Origin of the sequence: Paraburkholderia sp. HC6.4b, from assembly GCF_014200875.1 — a bacterium.
GTDB lineage: Bacteria > Pseudomonadota > Gammaproteobacteria > Burkholderiales > Burkholderiaceae > Paraburkholderia > Paraburkholderia tuberum.
Genome location: NZ_JACHDC010000005.1, coordinates 229,152 through 249,406 on the forward strand (window position 1 = coordinate 229,152; position 20,255 = coordinate 249,406).

General features: G+C 61.3%; 14 protein-coding genes. 10 read left to right on the forward strand and 4 right to left on the reverse strand.

Annotated features, from left to right (window positions below):
• The first annotated feature begins 190 nt into the window (after positions 1-190).
• Complete coding sequence (locus tag HDG34_RS09765; RefSeq protein WP_184059788.1) at positions 191-1,141, forward strand: cupin domain-containing protein; 951 nt, start codon at positions 191-193, stop codon at positions 1,139-1,141.
• On the opposite strand, the gene HDG34_RS09770 is transcribed toward HDG34_RS09765, so the two are convergent.
• Positions 1,132-2,094, reverse strand: a complete 963-nt coding sequence (locus HDG34_RS09770; protein ID WP_090803531.1) for a LysR family transcriptional regulator — start codon at positions 2,092-2,094, stop codon at positions 1,132-1,134. The two genes, HDG34_RS09765 and HDG34_RS09770, sit on opposite strands and share 10 nt — an antisense overlap.
• 684 nt (positions 2,095-2,778) lie before the next feature.
• Here HDG34_RS09770 and HDG34_RS09775 point away from each other — a divergent pair.
• The gene (locus HDG34_RS09775; protein ID WP_184059552.1) at positions 2,779-3,894 is read left to right on the forward strand and encodes a beta-propeller fold lactonase family protein; all 1,116 of its coding nucleotides are present in this window, start codon (positions 2,779-2,781) and stop codon (positions 3,892-3,894) included.
• 604 nt (positions 3,895-4,498) lie between these two features.
• Entirely contained in the window at positions 4,499-5,077 is a 579-nt protein-coding gene (locus HDG34_RS09780) for an acetate uptake transporter (RefSeq protein ID WP_184059554.1), read from the forward strand.
• Between the two features lie 340 nt (positions 5,078-5,417).
• Here the strand turns inward: HDG34_RS09780 and HDG34_RS09785 are convergent, their stop codons facing one another.
• Positions 5,418-5,840, reverse strand: coding sequence for an ACT domain-containing protein (locus HDG34_RS09785; RefSeq protein WP_184059556.1), 423 nt, complete (start codon positions 5,838-5,840; stop codon positions 5,418-5,420).
• A gap of 286 nt (positions 5,841-6,126) precedes the next feature.
• Here HDG34_RS09785 and acs point away from each other — a divergent pair, with 286 nt between their 5' ends.
• A complete protein-coding gene (acs, locus tag HDG34_RS09790) occupies positions 6,127-8,187 on the forward strand; it encodes an acetate--CoA ligase (protein WP_184059559.1) in 2,061 nt (686 codons plus the stop codon).
• A gap of 151 nt (positions 8,188-8,338) precedes the next feature.
• Here the strand turns inward: acs and HDG34_RS09795 are convergent, their stop codons facing one another.
• Complete coding sequence (locus HDG34_RS09795) at positions 8,339-10,393, reverse strand: sigma-54-dependent Fis family transcriptional regulator (protein ID WP_184059561.1); 2,055 nt, start codon at positions 10,391-10,393, stop codon at positions 8,339-8,341.
• Positions 10,394-10,703: 310 nt separating this feature from the next.
• Between HDG34_RS09795 and HDG34_RS09800 the strand changes: the two genes are divergently transcribed.
• The 6 genes from HDG34_RS09800 to HDG34_RS09825 all read left to right on the forward strand — a co-directional run bounded on the left by HDG34_RS09800 (position 10,704) and on the right by HDG34_RS09825 (position 18,409).
• On the forward strand, positions 10,704-12,230 hold the full coding sequence (locus tag HDG34_RS09800) for an aldehyde dehydrogenase family protein (protein ID WP_184059562.1): 1,527 nt from the start codon (positions 10,704-10,706) through the stop codon (positions 12,228-12,230).
• Positions 12,231-12,554: 324 nt separating this feature from the next.
• Entirely contained in the window at positions 12,555-12,806 is a 252-nt protein-coding gene (locus tag HDG34_RS09805) for a PAAR domain-containing protein (RefSeq protein ID WP_090803518.1), read from the forward strand.
• A gap of 41 nt (positions 12,807-12,847) precedes the next feature.
• The gene (locus HDG34_RS09810; RefSeq protein ID WP_184059563.1) at positions 12,848-16,696 is read left to right on the forward strand and encodes a type VI secretion system Vgr family protein; all 3,849 of its coding nucleotides are present in this window, start codon (positions 12,848-12,850) and stop codon (positions 16,694-16,696) included.
• 1 nt (position 16,697) lies between these two features.
• Positions 16,698-17,300 carry a hypothetical protein gene (locus HDG34_RS09815; RefSeq protein ID WP_184059564.1) on the forward strand — a complete coding sequence of 201 codons (603 nt, stop codon included), beginning with the start codon at positions 16,698-16,700 and terminating at the stop codon, positions 17,298-17,300.
• A 154-nt stretch (positions 17,301-17,454) separates the two neighbouring features.
• Positions 17,455-18,057 carry a hypothetical protein gene (locus HDG34_RS09820; RefSeq protein ID WP_184059565.1) on the forward strand — a complete coding sequence of 201 codons (603 nt, stop codon included), beginning with the start codon at positions 17,455-17,457 and terminating at the stop codon, positions 18,055-18,057.
• Positions 18,058-18,211: 154 nt separating this feature from the next.
• Positions 18,212-18,409 (forward strand): hypothetical protein, encoded by a 198-nt coding sequence (locus HDG34_RS09825; protein ID WP_260321104.1) that lies wholly within the window; start codon positions 18,212-18,214, stop codon positions 18,407-18,409.
• Positions 18,410-18,502: 93 nt separating this feature from the next.
• Here HDG34_RS09825 and HDG34_RS09830 read toward each other — a convergent pair whose 3' ends face one another.
• Positions 18,503-20,242, reverse strand: coding sequence for a SulP family inorganic anion transporter (locus HDG34_RS09830; protein WP_184059567.1), 1,740 nt, complete (start codon positions 20,240-20,242; stop codon positions 18,503-18,505).
• Between the last annotated feature and the right edge of the window lie 13 nt (positions 20,243-20,255).

The following is a 20,255-nucleotide window of genomic DNA, read 5'->3' on the forward strand; positions in this document are numbered from 1 at the left end:
GGCCCGGCACGAACAACCCGCCGCGCCTCGAAACCGTCGTGGCACGGTGTTCCTTTTGCGCAAAGGTGATTTCGATGTCCGGCACTTCCGGCGCCAACGCCCCGCGCCTAAAGTCAGGTCAGCCTTCGGATGCGGATCCTCACAAATGGAACCGCGCGAAGCCCCCTCAAAACTCAAAAGGAGCAAGACCATGCTGACCAGGACATCCCCCGCGCTTCTCACCAAACCGAATGTCGCCACGGAAGACGCGCAATACTTCGAATACACTTCGTCCGCCAATCCGATTGGTGCGAAGCTCATCTCGCGTGTGCCGTTCTGCAGCTTCTCGCCTTCGCTTTATGCAGACGGCGCAACCCGAGTCGTGCCGCTTGACCTGTCTGCGGAGTTGGGCTGCCCGGGTCCCGCGACCGGTCCCGGCTTGAGCGCCAACTTCCTGCGCATCAATGCGGGCGATGCGTTGACACTCGATCCCAATGCGACCTCGCAGGTCTGCTACGTCATTAGCGGAGCGGGTAGCGTGAAGCAGTCGGAAACGAACTTCCCGTTTTCGATGGGCGATTTCTTCACGTTCCCGGGCGGCCATGCCACGGTGCTGTCCGCTGCTGCGACGGCCACGCTCTATTACGTCAATGACGCGCCGCTGCTGACCTATCTTGGTACCACCGGAGTACATGCGCGCTTTGCGCCGACACGCTATCCGGCCGCCGAGGCGCAGGCAGCACTGCGCGCGGTCGCGGAACAAGCGAACGCGGGTCGTCGCAACCGCATCAGCGTACTAATGGGCAACACCAACTTTCCGCAGACGCGCACGGTCACGCATGTGTTGTGGGCGATGTTCGGCATCGTGCCGCCCAACTCGGTGCAGAAGCCGCACCGGCACCAGTCGATTGCACTCGACTTCATCGCCAGCGGCAAGCCGGGTGTCTATACGCTGGTCGGAACGGAACTGGACAGGGATGGCAATATCGTGAACCCGACCCGCGTCGATTGGAAAACGGGAATGGCATTCGTCACGCCGCCGGGACACTGGCATGCGCATTTCAACGAAACGAACGAAAACGCCTATGTGATTCCGATTCAGGATGCAGGCTTGCAGACTTACCTGCGCACGCTAGACATCCGCTTCGCCCATCAAGGCTGACGCTCCAGTGCGAGGCCGTCGTCCCAGTACGGCGGCTCGCCAAACGCCTCGGCATAGAAATCCACGAAGGCGCGCACCTTCGACGAGACGATCTTCTTCGGTGGGTAGACCGCCCAGACCGCGGGTTCGGCTCGTCCGGTGCGTGCTTCCCATTCCGGCAGCACGTGCTGCAAGCGTCCTCCGCGCAGGGCCGTAGAGGCGAGCCATGTCGGCAGGAGCGCCACGCCACAACCGGCCACGGCGAGCGCGAGCACGGCTTCGGAGTCGTCAGCGCGCAAGCGCCCCTGCAACTCCACCAGCACCTGTTCCTGTTCTTGCGACGCCCGCGCGTCCGCGGTGACCAGCGTGAAATACCATTTGTCGTCCGGGACCAGGGACACGCGAAGCGCATCGCGCGCGGCCAGATCGCCAGGGACACGCGGTGTGCCGCTACGCGCGAAATACGCCGGGCTGCCACAGACGATACGACGATGCGGTGCCAGGCGCCTCGCCATCAATGACGAATCGGGCAGCACGCCGGTACGGATCGCCACATCAATGCCCGCATCGATCATGTTGAGCGTTTCGTCCGTAGAAACGATGTCGAGGTCGATATCAGGATAGCGCGCCATGAAGGCCGGCAGATGCGGCACGATGTGCAGGCGGCCGAATGCCGGTGGCATTGTCACGCGCAGCACGCCTTGTGGCGTGCGATTTAGCGACGATGTCACTTCGCGCGCGTCATCGAGTGCTTGCAACGCTAACAAGGCATGTTCACGAAACAGCCGGCCGCCTTCTGTCAGGACGAGGCCGCGCGTCGACCGGTTGAATAGGGCGATGCCCAGATCTCTTTCGAGTTCGCTTACGTAGCGGGAGACAGTCGAGGTCTTGACTGACAGTGCATTGGCCGTCTTGCTGAAGCTCTGCAGTTCCGCTGCGCAAACGAAGGCCCGTACTGCGGCGAAGTAGTCCATGGACTGTCTGACGTGGATGGGATTACCTGGCTTTTGCCGAGACCGGTAGTGTACTGCCCCGGCGCGGGCGAGTGTCGCTCGTTCCCCGGCTGCAGGCCGGCAGCGATTGGCGGCACGCGACCCCTTCGAGTCACTCAATCCACGTTGACGGATGTCCCCTTGCTGCCCCTACAGGAGGCCATCGTCAATCTATTCGCCCCGAAGGGCTTTTCAAGTCAAGGCCGAAGGTAGTCCATTGGCAGCACTTACTGGCGGATCAGTCATACCTTTGGCGGGATTCAACGGCATTGGGAGCACCGTCAAAAAATGTTCATGGTCAAGCGGCCCAGATGGACTATATACAAACGAGGGGCGGCGAATGGCTGTACGTCCAACGAAAACCGCCCTTGACTCAGGTCCGCGAGAGCCGCAGTCAAGCCGAACGGAGATGTACGACGCCGAATAGTCGCGACCCGGCTCCCGACCAATCCACCGCTGCCCGATGTTCCCTGTTCGACCTCCTTAACCACCGTGTAGTAAACGCGACAAGGGGGTGAAGTAATGAAACAGCTCGCGAACTGGGTAACGCTCTTGCAGGTCTGCCTGTAGCCCAATTTATCAAGGACGTAACGTACAGCTACCTGCTCTGCCCACTCGTTCATCCGACGTCACCCGTTCGCTCGTCGCCCACGCAAGGAGTACGCCATGTCATTTATCACGTGCCGTTTAACGTTTCTATTGCGAACCATCGCGTTCGCGACGGCGTTAGGATTCGCTTCAATCAGCATTGCGCAAGCCGATTCGGAGGTCGATCCGCCAGGAGCGGTTTACGTTCTGTCAAACCAGCCGTCCGGGAACTCGGTTCTTGTCTATTCGCGCGCTGCCAACGGAATACTGAACTACGAGGCCACGTACTCAACTGGCGGTAAAGGAGCAGGCACGGGAGCCGATCCACTAGGCTCGCAGGGTTCCCTAACGTTGGCAGCAGGCTTTCTCTTCGCCGTGAACCCGGGCAGCAATGATGTTTCGCTGTTCGCGGTCGACGGCAGCAAACTGACGCTGCTCGACAGAAAACCATCGGGTGGTCAAATGCCCGTCAGCGTGACCGTGAAGGGGCCCATCGCGTATGTGCTTAATGCCGGAGGCACACCGAACATCAATGGCTTTATCGTCGACGCGTTTGGCAAGCGTCTCGTTCCATTACCAGGCTCACAACGACCACTTGCCGGCGGAAACTCCGCCCAGCCCGCGCAAGTGAAGTTTGCGCCGGAAGGCAACGAACTGCTCGTGACCGAAAAGGGCACACAACTCATTGACACGTATTATGTCGGCTTCACCGGTTACGCCTCGAAGACTCCAACCCCCCATGCGTCAAACGGCGTCACGCCGTTCGGCTTTTCCATCACGACCCGGGGTTATGCGATCGTCTCCGAGGCCGGATCTGGTTCGGTTTCCTCATATGAGGTCGAGGACAGCAAACATCTGACTTCCATCAGTGCGGCAATTCCCTTGGGCCAGAGCGCCCCTTGCTGGCTTGTCACCACGGGCGATGGACGTTTTGCCTACACGGCCAATGCCGGTAGCGGCTCGATCAGCAGTCTGCGGATCGCGGCGGACGGCACAGTACGCTTGCTCAATCCGACTGCAGGCACACTCAGCGCTCCCCTTGACATGGCGCTCAGTGGTCACAGCAAATTCCTCTACGTTCGTGAAGGTAACGGCGCTGTCAGTGGCTTTCGCGTGATGCCAGACGGAACACTCGAGCCACTTGGCTCAGTCACCGGCGTACCGCCGGGGGCACAAGGGATCGCGGCGCGCTAGACACATCTCCCCCGCGCTGGGAGATGTGCACGCGGGATCATGCTTTCGTATCCCTGTATCGGCAGCCTTCGCGCAAGAACGTTGCCGGTACCGCTGAGCACCCGCCGTCCACCTTGATCCGATTGAAATCGAGGCTCCCGGTCAAGCAGGTGTTAGGTGAGTCCAAACGGGCGACGGTGAGCGAGTCGAATCCCATCACTTTCTTCAAGGCTTCCTGGAGTCACATTGACTCCCGGCCCTCCCATGGCCGATCCGGCCGGTTGGCACGGGTCCGGCCAAGAGGCCGCTCTTGAGTGCCCAACCGACGCTCGAACGCCATTGACCCGCTTTCGATCACGTTCATACGGGTAGCGACACGCTGCGTCTATCTGGCGGTCATCCTCCAGCCAGATCAGTACCATCCGATTCGGCGAGCGGCGCAACGCATCCTACACTTAAGTTCAACCGCGCAGGCTTGCACGTGGCTGCGCCACAAATTGGGCCGAACGCATATTGCGCTGATGGCCATCGATAGCGAGCATGGCGCGGTCGCGTTCGGCGGCGACCGAGGGATTCGTATCGTCTCCGGATATGTCTCAGATGCTAACCACCAAGGAGGCGGTTTATGAACAGTAAGTTAGCCAACCCGGCGCCGCTCGGGCTCGCTGGATTCGCATTCACCACATGGATGCTCAGCATGGTGAACGCCGGCTGGTTCGACAAGGATGCCTTGGGGCTCGTGCTGGCGCTAGCGTTCGCTTTCGGCGGCACGGCGCAGATGATCGCGGGCGTGCTCGAATTTCCACGCGGCAATACGCTAGGCACGGTGGCGTTCCTCAGTTACGGCTCCTTCTGGTGGTCCTTTGCGCTGTTTGTCGCGTTCCTGGGCACCAAGGTGCCTGAGGCCTTCATCGGCTGGTATCTGTTTGTGTGGGGGGTCTTCACGTTCTACATGTGGATCGGCTCGCTGCACACGAGTACGTCTGTGCAACTGGTGTTTCTCTCGCTGTGGGTCACTTTTCTGCTGTTGGCGATCGGCGCATGGACAGGTATGGGCGTTGCCACGCGGGCCGGCGGCTATGTAGGCTTGATTACCGCTCTACTGGCGTTCTATGCGTCGGCGGCGATGGTGATCAACGAAAGCTTCGGACACACCGTGCTTCCGACACACGACTGGGCACAAGCCCATCCGCGAGCGGCCTAGCCACTCGGCGCGGGTCGGCCGGCGTGCAGCAAGCGCGCCGGCCAGTCAGGCCTGCGGTGCTCCACGGAGACGGAGACCAAGTCTGAGTATCGAGTCTTTCCGGTATCAGCCAAGTGGGTCGAGAAATGTGGACCGACTGGACTCGTTACGAGGCGATGGATCGCCGTTCGATGAGGAACTCTGATGTTCGAACGAATACCCCCTGACAATTCGCGCTATCGGCGGGTGTGATCACTGGCCGGCTTTACGACGTCATAAACGTGTCAGGGCGTTGCTGCGATGGCGTCCCACGGCCGGCGCGGCACGCAAGCACTCCTTTTGGTCGCGGCGGCGCAACGTCCTACGCCTGCTGCAAAATCTCCATTGCACGAATCGTGTCACACAGCGCGTCCATTGCCAGGTAGGCAACGAACTGTGTGCCGATAGCGGCAGCCGAAACGCCGCGAAGGTTGATTCCCCCGGTAGCCAACTTTTGGGTCAACTCTGCAATGATGCCCGGCCGGTCGGAGCCCATCACCCGCACCGGGTGAAGACTCGGGAGGACGTTGAACCCCACCTGCGAGGCGGCACGAATTTCTCGGTCGTTCTGAAGCGGCGCGAGAAACACGACCGCCTTCCCGGGTGCTTCCGCAGTTCGACGGGAGATGATGAATTGCAGGTTCGCTCCGGCATCTCGCAGGACACTTAACACTTCGGCGAGACCGCCGGGCCTGTCCTCGATTGTGGCCGCCCATACGTCGACACGTTCAACGAGCAGATCCATGGCGCCTCTCCCGTTTGATGAACCCCAATGAAAATTGAGTTCAGGGTTGACCGACCGGCAAGTCAACGCTCCTCGTCGCGCTAACACCTTTGGCCCTCGGGATGCAGCTCTTTGACAGGGAATACGTTGCTTGGCATTGCATCCGCCCTGGCCTTAAATTCGTTATGCAGCGCACGGACTGTCGCGCCTGGTGTCCAGACCCATGAGACAGGTCAAAAGACGCGCTGCCGCGGGTAGCGTGGGACACCTCGTGTCGCTGGGCACCTAGAAGCAAGGAGGAACTGTCATGTCACGAGACAAGTCATCGCGCCGCGCTTCCGCAGAGCAACAAGCGGCCGAGGTTTCCGAGGCGCAAATCGCCGTGCACTGGCCTGAAGAGGAATATTTCCCGCCGCCCGCCTCGTTCATCGCCCAAGCCAATCTGACAGACGCGGGAGTGTTCGCACGTTTCTCTCTCGACAAATTCCCCGAGTGCTTCAAGGAGTTCGCGGACCTTCTCGACTGGTACAGGTACTGGGACACGATGTTCGACGCGAGCAATCCTCCGTTCTGGCGCTGGTTCGTCGGTGGTCGGATCAATGCCTGCTACAACTGCGTGGATCGTCACCTCGCCGCCTACCGGAACAAGGCCGCGATCCATTTCGTGCCAGAGCCCGAGGACGAGACGGTCCAGCATGTCACCTACCAGGAACTTTATGTCCGCGTAAGCGAGTTCGCGGCCATGCTACGCGACTTCTGCGGTCTAAAAGCCGGTGACCGGGTTACTCTCCATATGCCTATGGTGGCGGAGCTGCCCATCACGATGCTCGCCTGCGCCCGGCTCGGAGTGATTCACTCGCAGGTATTTAGCGGCTTCAGCGGCGCGGCCTGCGCCGACCGCATCCTGGATTCCGAGAGCCGTCTGCTGATTACGATGGACGCTTACTGGCGTGGCGGCAAGCTGATCGATCACAAGGAAAAAGCCGACACCGCGTTCGCCGAAGCTGCCGGGAAGGGTCACCAGGCCGAGAAGGTTCTGATCTGGCAGCGGTATCCGGGCAAGTATTCGAGTCCGACGCAGCTCGTGGAAGAACGCGATGTAATCGTCAACGACGCCCTCAAGGCGTTCCGCGGCAAACGTGTCGAGCCCGTGCAGATGCCCGCTGAGGCACCGCTATTCCTCATGTATTCGAGCGGTACCACGGGCCGCCCCAAGGGGTGCCAGCATTCCATTGGAGGCTATCTCGCCTACGTCGCCTGGACATCGAAATACATCCAGGATATCCACCCCGAGGACGTGTATTGGTGCATGGCCGACATCGGCTGGATTACCGGTCACTCCTACATTGTCTACGGCCCGCTCGCGCTCGCGGCCTCGTCGGTCGTGTACGAAGGCGTGCCCGTCTACCCCGATGCCGGGCGACCTTGGCGAATTGCCGAAAACCTCGGCGTCAATATCTTCCACACGTCGCCGACTGCGATCCGCGCACTGCGGCGCAGCGGACCGGACGAACCCGCGAAGTACAGCTATCACTTCAAGCACATGACGACCGTGGGCGAACCCATCGAGCCCGAAGTCTGGAAGTGGTATCACCGGTCTGTCGGGAAGGGGGAGGCCGTCATTGTCGACACGTGGTGGCAAACTGAAACGGGCGGGTTCCTTTGCAGCACGGTGCCGGCGTTGCACAAGATGAAGCCCGGCAGTGCCGGTCCGGGAATACCTGGCATTCATCCGGTGATTTACGACGACACCGGTAATGAACTTGCAAGCGGTTCCGGCAAGGCGGGCAACATCTGTATTCTCAATCCGTGGCCCGGCGCGTTTCAGACCATCTGGAGGGCCCCGGAGCGCTACGTGAAAACGTACTATGCCCGCTACTGCCGGGATCCCAAGAGCAAGGACTGGCGCGACTGGCCCTACATGGCGGGAGACGGTGCTGTCGACGCTGCGGACGGCTACTTCCGGATTCTCGGTCGCATCGACGACGTGATCAACGTCGCCGGCCATCGCCTCGGTACCAAAGAAATCGAGTCAGCCGCCCTGCTTGTCCCCGAAGTCGTCGAAGCGGCTGTCGTGCCGGTCGCCGACGAGATCAAGGGCAGAGTGCCCGAACTGTATGTTTCGTTAAAGCCCGGAGTGGAAGCTTCGGAGGAGCTTGCAAAGCGGGTCACAGACTCGGTGGTCGATCGGATCGGAGCCATCGCGAAGCCGCACCGGGTGGTCATTGTTCCGGACATGCCCAAGACCCGGTCGGGCAAGATCATGCGGCGCGTGCTCGCAGCACTTTCAAACCATCAAGACCCCGGAGACGTATCCACGCTGGCTAACCCGGAGGTCGTTGACAGTCTGCGGGAGCTCGTGAAGTAATGGGGGCTACGTCCATGATCATCACGCGGCGCGCGCGGCGGGCGGGCGGCCATCGGGCGCCGCAGCCTTCGTCACCCATGTGACTCGACTCATAGGGAAAACTGGCCGGTCACCGCGGCCATTATCGATTGGTCCTGCGAAAACTCCGGCGTCAATCCTTTTCCGCCACCCGCCCCGGCTGCACAGCCGGCATCCTGCGATAGATCGTGTTCCGCGAGACCCCGAGCGCACGCGCCGCAGCAGACACGTTTCCGCCGTGGCGCGCCAGCGTCATCGCAACCACAGAGGTGGCAACATCCTGCAGCCGAGCACCGTCGGGCAGCGACGCATCGCCAGCAGCAGGGGCATCCGCAGCCGAACCGGCCGAAATGGCTGAAGAGCTCGAAGCGGCCGACGCAGCAGAGCCCCCCTGTCCAACCTCGCCATCGCCGCAACCCGCGCGCCCCACATCATCCAAAAAATCATCCGGCAAATGCTCCCACCGAATCACCCCATCCTCATCCACCATCGCCGCCGCAGTGCGCAGCAGATTAGCCAGTTGCCGACAGTTACCCGGCCACGCATGTCGCCCGAACACCGCCATCACATCAGCCGCAACGCTGAGCGCCTGCCGCCCCCCGCTTTCGACTGATTCCCACTGCAACATCTTTTGAACGACGACCGCGAGATCGCTCCGCTCACGCAACGCCGGCAACCGAACCGCAAGCCCGTTGATCCGATAGTAAAGATCCTCGCGAAACTGGTTCTGCGCGATCATCTCGCGCAAGTTGCGGTGGGTCGCGCAAATAATGGAGACATCGACAGGAACCGCCCGCGTCGCCCCAAGCGGCGTCACAACCCGCTCCTGCAAAACACGCAGCAACCGCACCTGCAACGAATACGGCATATCCCCGATCTCATCGAGAAACAGCGTGCCTCCATTCGCCTGCATCAGCTTGCCGATCGCCCCTTTACGCCGCGCGCCGGTAAACGCACCCTCTTCATACCCGAATAGCTCAGATTCGATCAGCGACTCCGGAATCGAAGCACAGTTAACCGCAACAAACGGCCCATCACCTCGCGGCGAATCGTTATGAATCGCCTGCGCGAGCAACTCCTTGCCGGTACCGGTCTCGCCGGTGATCAGAATCGGAATATCCTTGCCGAGCACCTTGCGAACCTTCGCGATCAGTGCGGACACACGAGCATCGCCGGTATCGAGATCGCCGAGCCGCGACAGTCCCGCAGCCGGTTGACGCGCATTCGCACACACCGGTCGCGGTGCGACTGCACCCTGCACATCGACGGCTCCACGCCCCAGCCCAAACGACGCCCGCCTGAACTGCCCGCGCGCGCAAACCACCGCACCGTTGTGCAAATTCAGCATCAGATGCGGCGCGACGCCATGCGTCAAACGATCGATCAATTGCGCATACGAGATCTGAAATAGCGACGACAGCGTATGCGCGCGCAACGCAGCGAGCGACAAGCCCAACTGAAACTGCGCACTTCGATTCGCGGACAGAAAGCGCCCATCATCGGTAAACGCAATGATCCCTTCCATCAGCGTGCCGAGAAATTCCGGCCGGCCGTGGAAAGATACTTGCAGCACGTCGCGAAACGCAGTCGAGAACAGATGGTTTTCGATCATCTGCACCGACATCTTCGCGAGTGCCGTCGTGTGCTGGTGATAGCTGCGGTGGTCGCCCGTCACGTCGAGCACGCCGATCAGATCGCCGTACGGATCGAGAATCGGCACACTCGAACAGGTCAGGAAGCGGTTCGCCGCCAGATAGTGCTGGTCCCCATGAACGACCATCGCACATCCCTCGGCCAGCGAGGTACCGATCGCGTTGGTCCCCTGACGATCCTCGGCCCAGTTCGCGCCAGGCCGCAGCGCCACTTTTTCCGCGCGATGCAGAAAATCGTCGTCGCCGATCGAATGCAGGATCAACCCTTCGGCGTTGGTCAGCACGATCATGCTTTGCGTGTTGACGATCTGCTCGCGCAGCGTCTCCATGACCGGCATCGCATGCGCGCACAGCACCTGGTTCTGTTCGCGCTTCAGCGCGAGGCCCGTGTCGGACAGGATGTCGTAATCCGGCCGGATCGATGCGCGCAGGCCGAACGTCTCGGAGCGTTCGTGGGCTTTCTGGATCGCCGGTGCGGGCCAACCTTTGGAGCGGTTAGCCGCCGCCACGCCGAGCGGATGAACGTCGTCGCGCATTGTCTCCTCCTGAATGCGCCCGGGTCGTGCCGGACGCTTTGATGCGTGTCGACAGAATACTCCCTTTGCCAGTCCGCCCGACGCGCGCGGCGACCCCGCGCGGGCCCGCATCCTTGATCTGCGTCAGCGTCGGCCGAATCTGCGGCGTTTCTGAACACCCGCTGCCCGCGCAACTGTTCCGGAACGGAACACTTCCGCCATCCAGCTCACCGCAGTCCCTGAAATAGCCCACTTCGATGCATTGGTACGGTTCGTGCCTGAGGTGGTCCCGCGCAGTCACCCGATCACCATCACAAAACGGAGACAAGTGATGAATCCATTTGACCTGAAAGCCCTCGGCATCGACATCGAGTATCCCTATCGCCAGCGTTACGAAAACTACATCGGCGGCAAGTGGGTACCGCCGGTCGGCGGCGACTATTTCGACAACGTGTCGCCGATCAACGGGCAGCCGTTTTGTCGCGTGCCTCGCTCGAGCGCTGCCGATATCGACCTCGCCATCGACGCCGCGCACGCAGCGCGCCGCAAATGGGCGAAGACCTCGGTGACAGAGCGCGCGAACCAGTTGCTGGCGGTGGCCGAGCGCATGGAGAAGAACCTGAAGCTGCTAGCGGTCGCCGAGACGATCGACAACGGCAAGCCGCTGCGCGAAACGATGGCCGCGGACCTGCCGCTCGCCGTCGATCATTTCCGCTATTTCGCGGGCTGCATCCGCGCGCAGGAAGGCGGCATCTCGGAGATCGACGACAACACGGTCGCTTATCACTTTCACGAGCCGGCTGGGGTGGTCGGTCAGATCATCCCGTGGAATTTTCCGCTGCTGATGGCCGCATGGAAGCTCGCGCCCGCGCTCGCGGCCGGCTGCTGCGTCGTGATGAAGCCGGCCGAGCAGACGCCGGCTTCGATACTCGTGCTGATCGAACTGATCGGCGACCTGTTCCCAGCCGGGGTCATCAACATCGTCAACGGCTTCGGCAAGGAAGCGGGCGAAGCGCTCGCCACCAGCAAGCGCATCGCGAAGATCGCGTTCACCGGCTCGACGCCGGTCGGCAAGCGCATCCTGCACGCAGCCGCGGACAACCTGATCCCGTCGACGGTCGAACTCGGCGGCAAGAGCCCGAACATCTTCTTCGCCGACGTGCTCGATCGCGACGACGCGTTCCTCGACAAGGCGCTCGAAGGTCTCGCGATGTTCGCGCTGAATCAGGGCGAAGTGTGCACGTGCCCGTCGCGCGTGCTGGTTCAGGAGTCGATTTACGAGCGCTTCATCGAGAAGGCGATCGCCCGGGTGGAACGCATCAAGGCTGGCCATCCGCTGAACCTCGAAACGATGATCGGTGCGCAGGCATCGCAGCAGCAGCTCGACAAGATCCTGTCGTATATCGACATCGGCCGGGACGAAGGGGCGCGGTGCCTCGTCGGCGGCGAGCGCGCAACCCCTGGCGTCGGCCTCGGCGAGGGTTTCTATGTGAAGCCGACGATGCTGTTCGGCAACAACGATATGCGTGTGTTCCAGGAGGAGATCTTCGGGCCGGTCGCCTCGGTGATGACGTTCAAGGACGAACAGCAAGCGATCGAACTCGCGAACGACACGTACTATGGCCTGGGCGCGGGCGTGTGGACTCGCGACGGTACCCGCGCTTACAAGATGGGACGCGAGATCGAGGCGGGACGCGTGTGGACCAACTGCTATCACCTGTATCCGGCGCATGCGGCCTTCGGTGGCTACAAGCAGTCGGGGATCGGGCGCGAAACACACAAGATGGCGTTGTCGAACTATCAGCAGACGAAGTGTCTGCTGGTCAGCTATCAGGCGGAGGCGCTGGGGTTCTTCTAAGCGAAGGGCGCGTCGTCTATGGACGGCGCGTGCCGAAGAATGTCACTGTGCAGCCGGCTGACAAACGCCCGCAGGAACGATTCCCGTAAGCCGTGATCTCGAACAGACCAGGCGCCGCCGCAGTGACGATCGCGGCGAGCGCGCTGTTGGCAGGTTCATCCGGGGCCCCGGCGCATGGGGGATGCTTCTTCTGGAAGCTGTGAGATCCCGTTCGCCCGACAAATCAAACAAATTGCCTACATAGGCTAAAAATTCATCCAATTCCGAATGCTCCTGGTTGCCCCGCTCCCGATACTGTCGTTCGCACATAACAGGGGATGACCGATGAAGAACGGCAACGGCCAGCCGATGATCCGGCTCGCAGACAAGACGACGCACGACGGCACGGTCATCGAGGCCGCGACAGACCTCATGCACATGGGCATCCCGGTTGCACTCGATGGACACGGCGTCGAGTGTCCGAGGTGTGGCGGTGTCTATCCGATCATCGCGACCGGCCAGCGAACCCACAACGGCAAGCGGGTCAGCCATGCCGGCGACAGGACGGGCTGCGGCGCGATCCTGATCGCTTCATGATCGCTTCCCGGTTGCCACGAAACACCGAGCTCCTTGCACGCATGGCCGAACCCGCACAGGACCGCACGCTAGGTCTTTCCAGTGACGCACTACCCACGTGGGGCAATGAGCCTTTGCTGGCTCCGCTCCGTCTGCGCGGCACCGAATCCCTGGGCAAGCTCTATCGATACACGCTCGATGTGGCGACGATCGAAAGTCCGACGCTCGGATTGTGGCAAGCACAGGAACTGGTCGTACCCGACAACCTGATTGGCAAAGTCATCGACATTTCGATCGCGTTCGACGGGAACGGATTGTTCGGTCAACAGGCGTTGGAACCCGGTGACGTGGCACACGTGGGCGCGGGCCGCCGCACGATTTCGGGCCTCGTCACAGGCATGAAACAGACCGGCACCGACGACCGGCGCGCCCATTACCGCTTCGTCGTGCGCCCCTGGCTGTGGCTGGCCACGAAGAACCGCGAAAGCAGGATCTTTCAGGACGCGAGCGTAGTGGACATCACCGACCGGATACTCAAGGAGCGTTATCACTTTCCGGTGGTGATGGAGTTGGGCGCGACCGGTCTTTGCGAAGGCTACCCAAAGCGGGACCATGTCCGGCAGATGTGGGAATCCGATTTCGAATTCCTCACGCGGATCTGGAGAGAATGGGGAATCTACTATCTGTTCGACGGAATGACGCTGGTACTGTGCGATTCGCCCGGCTCGCACAAACAGCACGACAACGGCTACGACACTATCCGCTATCACGCGCCTGACAGCCGGCACGTCGACGAAGAACACATTCACAGGCTCGAGGTCTCGCGTCAGATCACGACGGGCAAGGTCAGTCTGATCGACTACGACTACACGCGCCCCGGCATGCACTTCGAGGGCGAGTACGAGAGCTTCAGCGAACGGGCCTTCGACAACATCGAGCAACACGGCTGGGGCGACTACTCGCAACCGCTCGCCGGCGAGATGGGATTGTCGGGTAGGCGAAACAACTTCCGCAATGAAGCCGAATACCTCGCGAGCGTGCGCGTCGACGCAATGCGCTGCCACCGGCTACGTCTGAAGGGCCGAGGGAATCTGCGCGGCCTGACAACCGGGAAAACATTCTGGCTCGACAACCATCCGCAATGCGACATCAACGCCGAGTACCTGGCGGTATCGACCACGCTCGACATTCGCAACGCGCCGCAGAACACACAGCCGTCCGGTAACGACACGAACGACGCGTTGCGCCGGTGCGTGACCAGCTTCGTGCTTCAGCCTGCCAATACATTCTTCAGAAACCGCCCGAAGAAAAAGCCGCGCTGCGCGGCGGAAACGGCGATCGTGGTTGGGCCCGAGCATCAGCCGATCTGGGTCGATGGATACGCGCGCGCCAAGGTGCGTTTCGTGTGGGACCGGCTTGGCCCGAAAAACGAGAGTGCCAGTTGCTGGGTGCGCGTGTCGTCGCCGTGGCAAGGCAATGGCTTCGGCGCGATCTATCCGCCGCGTGTCGGTCAGGAGGTCATGGTCAGCTACCACGAAGAGGACCCGGACAAGCCGTACGTATCGGGCCGGATGATCAATGGCTGGAACCAGCCGCCCTGGAAGCTACCGGATAACCAGGCACTTTCAGGCGTCTTGAGCAGTGAGCCCAAAGGTGGCTGCGACGGCCAGACCAATCACGTCGTACTGGATGACACGCCGGGCCAACTCCAGGCACAGCTCGCCAGCGATCACGCACGCTCGCGCCTCGTGCTGGGCTACAACACGCAGGTCGTGCGCGAGGCCGGCCGACAGCAGGCGCGCGGTGAAGGCTGGGAACTGGCCACCGACGCATGGGGTGTCGCGCGCGCCAATAGAGGCATGCTGATCACCACGGAGGCGCGTCGCGGCGCGACCGCGCCGGCAAAGGATCTCGGCGAGACCGTGGCGCGCCTCACGCAGGCGCGCGATATCCACGAGAACCTCGCGGGTCTCGCGCGGCAGTATGAGGCACAGGAGCAGCAGACCAGTCAAAGCGACGTATCGCGGGCCATCAAGGCGCAGAACGAGGCGATACGCGGCGTCGCGGCGCGTGCGGACCTTCCCTTCCCGCAACTGAGCGCACCCGACATGGTGCTGGCCAGCGCGGCGGGGGTCGGTCTCACCGCAGCGCAAAGCACGCACGTGGCGAGTATCGAACACATCGCGCTCACAGCGGGCGGACACGTCAGCATGGCGGCGGCGAAATCGCTGCTGGCGTCGGCAATCAACGGCGTGCGGGTGTTCACGCAGAATCTCGGCATCAGGCTCAAGGCCGCGTCAGGCAAGGTGCGAATCGACGCGCAGAGCGATGATGTCGAGGTCATCGCGCAGCGGGTCGTCAGCATCATCAGTAGAACCGATTCGATCAATCTGATGGCCAGCAAAGAGATCGTGCTCCATGCGGGAAGCACGAAGGTGGTCATCAATTCGGAAGGGTACAGGGTCTATACGGATGGAGAGCATCGGGTCCATGCGCGTGGTCATCAAACTGACAGGCCAGCGGCGCGGCCTGTCAATGTGCCGGTAACGCCCGGAAAGCCGGGCAAGCTGGCCGCGCATCACGTTCTGATCGAACACGATACGGGCTTTGCACTGCCGAACCAGCCGTACCGGATCACGCTCGACGATGGTCAGGTGATTCAGGGCGTGACCAATGCGCTTGGAGAAACGAGTCTCGTCACGAGCAATCTTCTTGCATTCGCGACGGTTGAACTGTTCGCCGCGAGTGAACCGGACAAGGTTATTGCGGTGAGCAGAGGCGCGGTGATCAGGGAGACGAACGAGCCGTTTGCAAGTGCAGTGCCCAACGCCGAGAAGCGCACCGCCAGGGTCGCAGGAAAGGCCGTGGCCTCTCCCGATCAAAGCGCGACGACGGAAGACAAGCCGCCGGAATTCGTTTCATGCGATCCGATGAACTTCGGTCTGCGCTTTCATCACTTCATCAACGGTGCGACCGAGGCTGATGCGCCGGCCGGTATGTCGATGCGCAAGGATGTTGAATATCCGGTGACCAAGGCTTATACGGCTGCGATCAAGACGGCGTTGCAGGGAATCGATTGGGCCGGGGTGACGTGGCCGTTGACTTCCGATTCGATAAAGACCATTCAAAACGCGGTCACGCCGCAATTGGAAATCGCGCTTGGTGCCGGGCCCTTTGGATTGCCACGAGGCTATGCCGCCAGCCCGGAAAATAACGGTGCGATGCCACTGGTTGTGATCGTCGATCCAGAGCGGGCAAGGCAGTACAACCTGCGACAGGATGTCAGCGCCGCGTTCATCGGGAAGTACTGGGTTATCGCCGTCAACGAGAGCGAGATCGCGCACATCGTCGAACTCAGGGACCAGCCGGCCTCGCTGGATAACCGTCTCAAGGCATTTGCCGACACGCTGTATCACGAGTCTCGCCACTGCCAGCAGTACTTCTGGATGTTTTCTTTGCTTCAACACTTTCCAGAAGACTACAGGGATCTGCCGAATGTCCAGACGTTGTATTGGTCGACGATGCTGAAAGAAGCCTATACAGCGGCTGGAAACACGCCGCTACCAGACGATCATCGCGTTCACATCGGTCTGCACAGGATGCTTGTATTCCACTACTACTGGCTGATTTCTTACCTGCACGACAAGCACAGCTGGGAGCATATCAGGCGAGATCTCCCGCTTGCCGAAAGGAAAGTGTGTGACCTGCTGAACCTCTCTGCTGAAACAGCACGAAAAATGGCGCAATTCGAAACCGGCTATAGGAGCCAACTTCATGAAGAAGATGCCTACGCCTGCGCGGAAGTGGTTCAGGCTTACTGGCAGAATCCTGGTGATCCTCTCGTTCGCAATCCCGGTACATGCACAGCTCAGTACGTCGACGCCCTCAGGACAGTCGGGGCCAGGAGTTGAGATGAGACCGACTGTGACCGACGCCCAGCGCGACATGGCATTCAGGATATTGACCACGGCAATGGCGATCCTGCGGGATGACCAGCCCTTCGATCCCGCGCACACGATATTCGGCCGCATTCTTGCGGCGCACCCGCTGCGCGGTCGTGTAGGTGGTATGGAGTACTCTTTCGTCAATCCGGCATTTCCGCGCACGCAAATCATTCTATTTGTGGTACCCGATCCGGCCGCCCCCTCCGCCGACCGCACGAAGGGCAAGCAAGTCGTGACGCACTTCACGATCCGCTTCAGTCCACTATTGAGAGACATTAGCCGCTCGACGCTCGAAGACCTGCTCCATGTCGATATCGGCTACTGGATCGACGGCAACGGCGAGCGGCGGCCCGGCAATGATATGGGAACGGCGCCACCGGAGATTCGGCTGCATAGCTATCGCTATCGTGCTTCGAATCTGCCGACGAGCCGATTTCCGGTGGACGTCGAATTTGCTTTCGGCGACCCCGACCCGAACGATCCGGCGCCGGACGAACCCAAAACGCCGGTCCTGATGGACGTTCTCCTCAGTCGTGACTATTCCGCGTTGAGACGGCAATACCGTGAATGAAGCCCGTCTTGAACAGCAGGTGGCAAAGCGCCACGGCGCGCGGAAGTGGTTCAGGCCTACTGGCGCAATCCTGGTGATCCTCTCGTTCTCAACCCCGATACATGCACAGCTCAGTACGCCGACGCCCTCAGGACCGTCGGGGCCAGGAGCTGAGATGAGACCGACTGTGACCGATGCTCAGCGCGACATGGCCTTCAGGATACTGATCACGGCAATGGCGATCCTGCGCGACGACCAGCCCTTCAATCCCGCGCATACGATATTCGGCAGCATTCTTGCGGCGCGACGAGATCGCGGCGTGGTATGCGTTACGGAGTATTCCTTCGTGAATCCGGTGTTGCCGGACACGCAAATCATCGTAGTTGTGGTACCCGATCCGCTCGACCCCTCGGCCGACCGCACGAAAATCAAGCAGGTCGTGAGGCGCTTCACGATCCGCTTCAATCCACTATTGACGGACATCAACCGCTCGACGCTGGAAGATCTCCTCCAGGTCGATATCGGCTACTGGATCGACGGCAACGGCGAGCGGCGGCCCGGCAATGATATGGGAACCGTGCCTCCACAGATTCGTCTGCATCACTATCGCTATCGTGCTTCGGATCTGCCAACGAGCCGATTTCCGGTGGATGTCGAATTTGCTTTCGGCGACCCCGGCCCAAAGAATCCAGCTCCGGACGAACCCAAAACGCCGGTCCTGATGGACGTTCGCCTCAATCGTGACTATTCCGCGTTGAAACGGCAACACCGTGAATGAAGCCCGTCTTGAACAGCAGGTGGCAAAGCGCCACGGCGCGCGGAAGTGGTTCAGGCCTACTGGCGCAATCCTGGTGATCCTCTCGTTCGCAATCCCGGTACATGCACAGCCCAGTACGCCGACGCCCTCAGGACCGTCGGGGCCAGGAACTGAGATGAGACCGACTGTGACCGATGCCCAGCGCGACATGGCCTTCAGGATATTGACTACGGCAATGGAGATCCTGCGGGACGACCAACCCTTCGATCCCGCGCATACGATATTCGGCCGGATTCTTGCGGCTGATCCCCTGCGCGGTAAAGTTGGTGGTACCGCGTATTCCTTCGTGAATCCGGCTTTCCCGCGGACGTGAACTGGCGCGGTCCCAAACCGTTTTCGCAGGCGTTTTAGACGCGGACGGCAGGGTCATGCCGGCTCTCCGGTGATCCAGCTCAAGGTCCGAATACTATTCCTTCCCAACCCCCTCGACATAGCTATCAACCGCACTGTTCACCGTCGGATGAAAGCACGCATCGCCAATCAGATCGGTCAGCTCGAAGCGTCTGAGCTTGTCGCGAACCGGATCCTTCATCTCTGCAAAGTGCAGCGCGATCCCGCGCTCGTCGAGCGTGCGCGTCAGTTCCCGCAGCATGTCGGCGGAGGTGACGTCCACGCTCGTCACCGGTTCGGCCGCCACCACCACACGCCGCACCGGTGCCGGCGATTCGGCGACGGCTTCCAGCAGGCGCTCCTGAAACTGCTCGGCATTCGCAAAGAACAGCGGTGCATCCCAGCGAAACAGCACGAGTCCGGGGATTCGCTGGGCATGCGGATAGCGCTGCAAGTCGTGATAGCCGCGCAAACCTTCGACGCGACCGAGCACCGCGTAGTGCGGTCGCCAGCCGTCCCACAGAAATTCGATGACCGCGATCACCACCGCGAAGCAGATGCCGGGAATCGCACCGAACACCGCGACGCCGGCAAAGCAGGCCATCGACAGCCAGAACTCCCATTGCTGGATGCGGAAAATCCGCTTCAGGTCCGTGATCTCGAACAGACCGATCGCCGCCGCGATGACGACCGCGGCGAGCGCACTGTTGGGCAGGTAGCGCATCAGATTGGGCGCGGCCATCAGCAGCGCCGCGACCGCCAGCGCGCCGACGACGCCCGTCAGTTGCGTCTTCGCACCCGCCGCCTCGGCGACCGGCGTGCGCGACGAACTGCTGCTGATCGGGAAGCCGTGGAACAGGCCGGCCGCAAGATTGGCCACGCCGAGCCCGACCATCTCCTGATTGGGATCGACGCGGCTGCGAAAACGTGCCGCGAAAGTTCGCGACAGCACGCTGGTATCCGCGAACGAGATCAGCGCGACCGCGCAGCCGCCGAGCAGTATCTTGACCAGATCGGCGTCGGTGACCCACGGCAGCGCAAAGGTCGGCAGGCCTTGAGGAATCTTGCCGAGCACTTTCACACCAATGCTATCGAGGTGCAATACGGTTACGCACAACGTCGCAACGATCACGGCGATCAGGATGCCCGGCAGCTTTTCGAAGCGCTTGAGAAACAGGATCAGCACGAGGCTTCCAGCGCCCACCGCGAAGCTATACCAGTTGGATTTGCCATCGGCGATGGCCTGCACGAGGCTCACGATGTCCCGCAACGGCCCGCGCTCTTCGATTGAGATGGCAAACAGTTTGGGCAATTGACTGATCAGCACGGCGAGCGCAATGCCGTTCATATAGCCGTATCGAATGGGTTTCGACAACAATTCAGTGATGAATCCCAGCCGCAGCAAGCCCATCACGATACAGAACAGGCCGGACACGATCGCCATCATGCTGGCCGCCGCAATCGCGCGCGACGGGTCGCCCGCAGCGATTTGCACCACGACCGCCAGAATCGGAGCGGCGAGCGCGGAGTCGGGACCGAGCACGAGAATCCGGCTCGGACCGAACAGCGCATACGCCAACAGCGGAACGATCGTCGCGTAGAGGCCGTACACGCCAGGGACGCCGGATGCCTCCGCGTAAGCGATCCCAACCGGCACCAGCATCGTGGTCAGCACCAGTCCCGCCGTCAGATCGTTCGGCAACCAGCTCAGCCGGTACGTCTTGAGCACCGTCAGTCCCGGCAGCCAGCGCATCCAGCGGCGCGCCCTGCTTACAGCAGTCTGTTCTTTGTGAGGAACTGGCCTGTCCGCTTCCATTTTTGGAATGTTC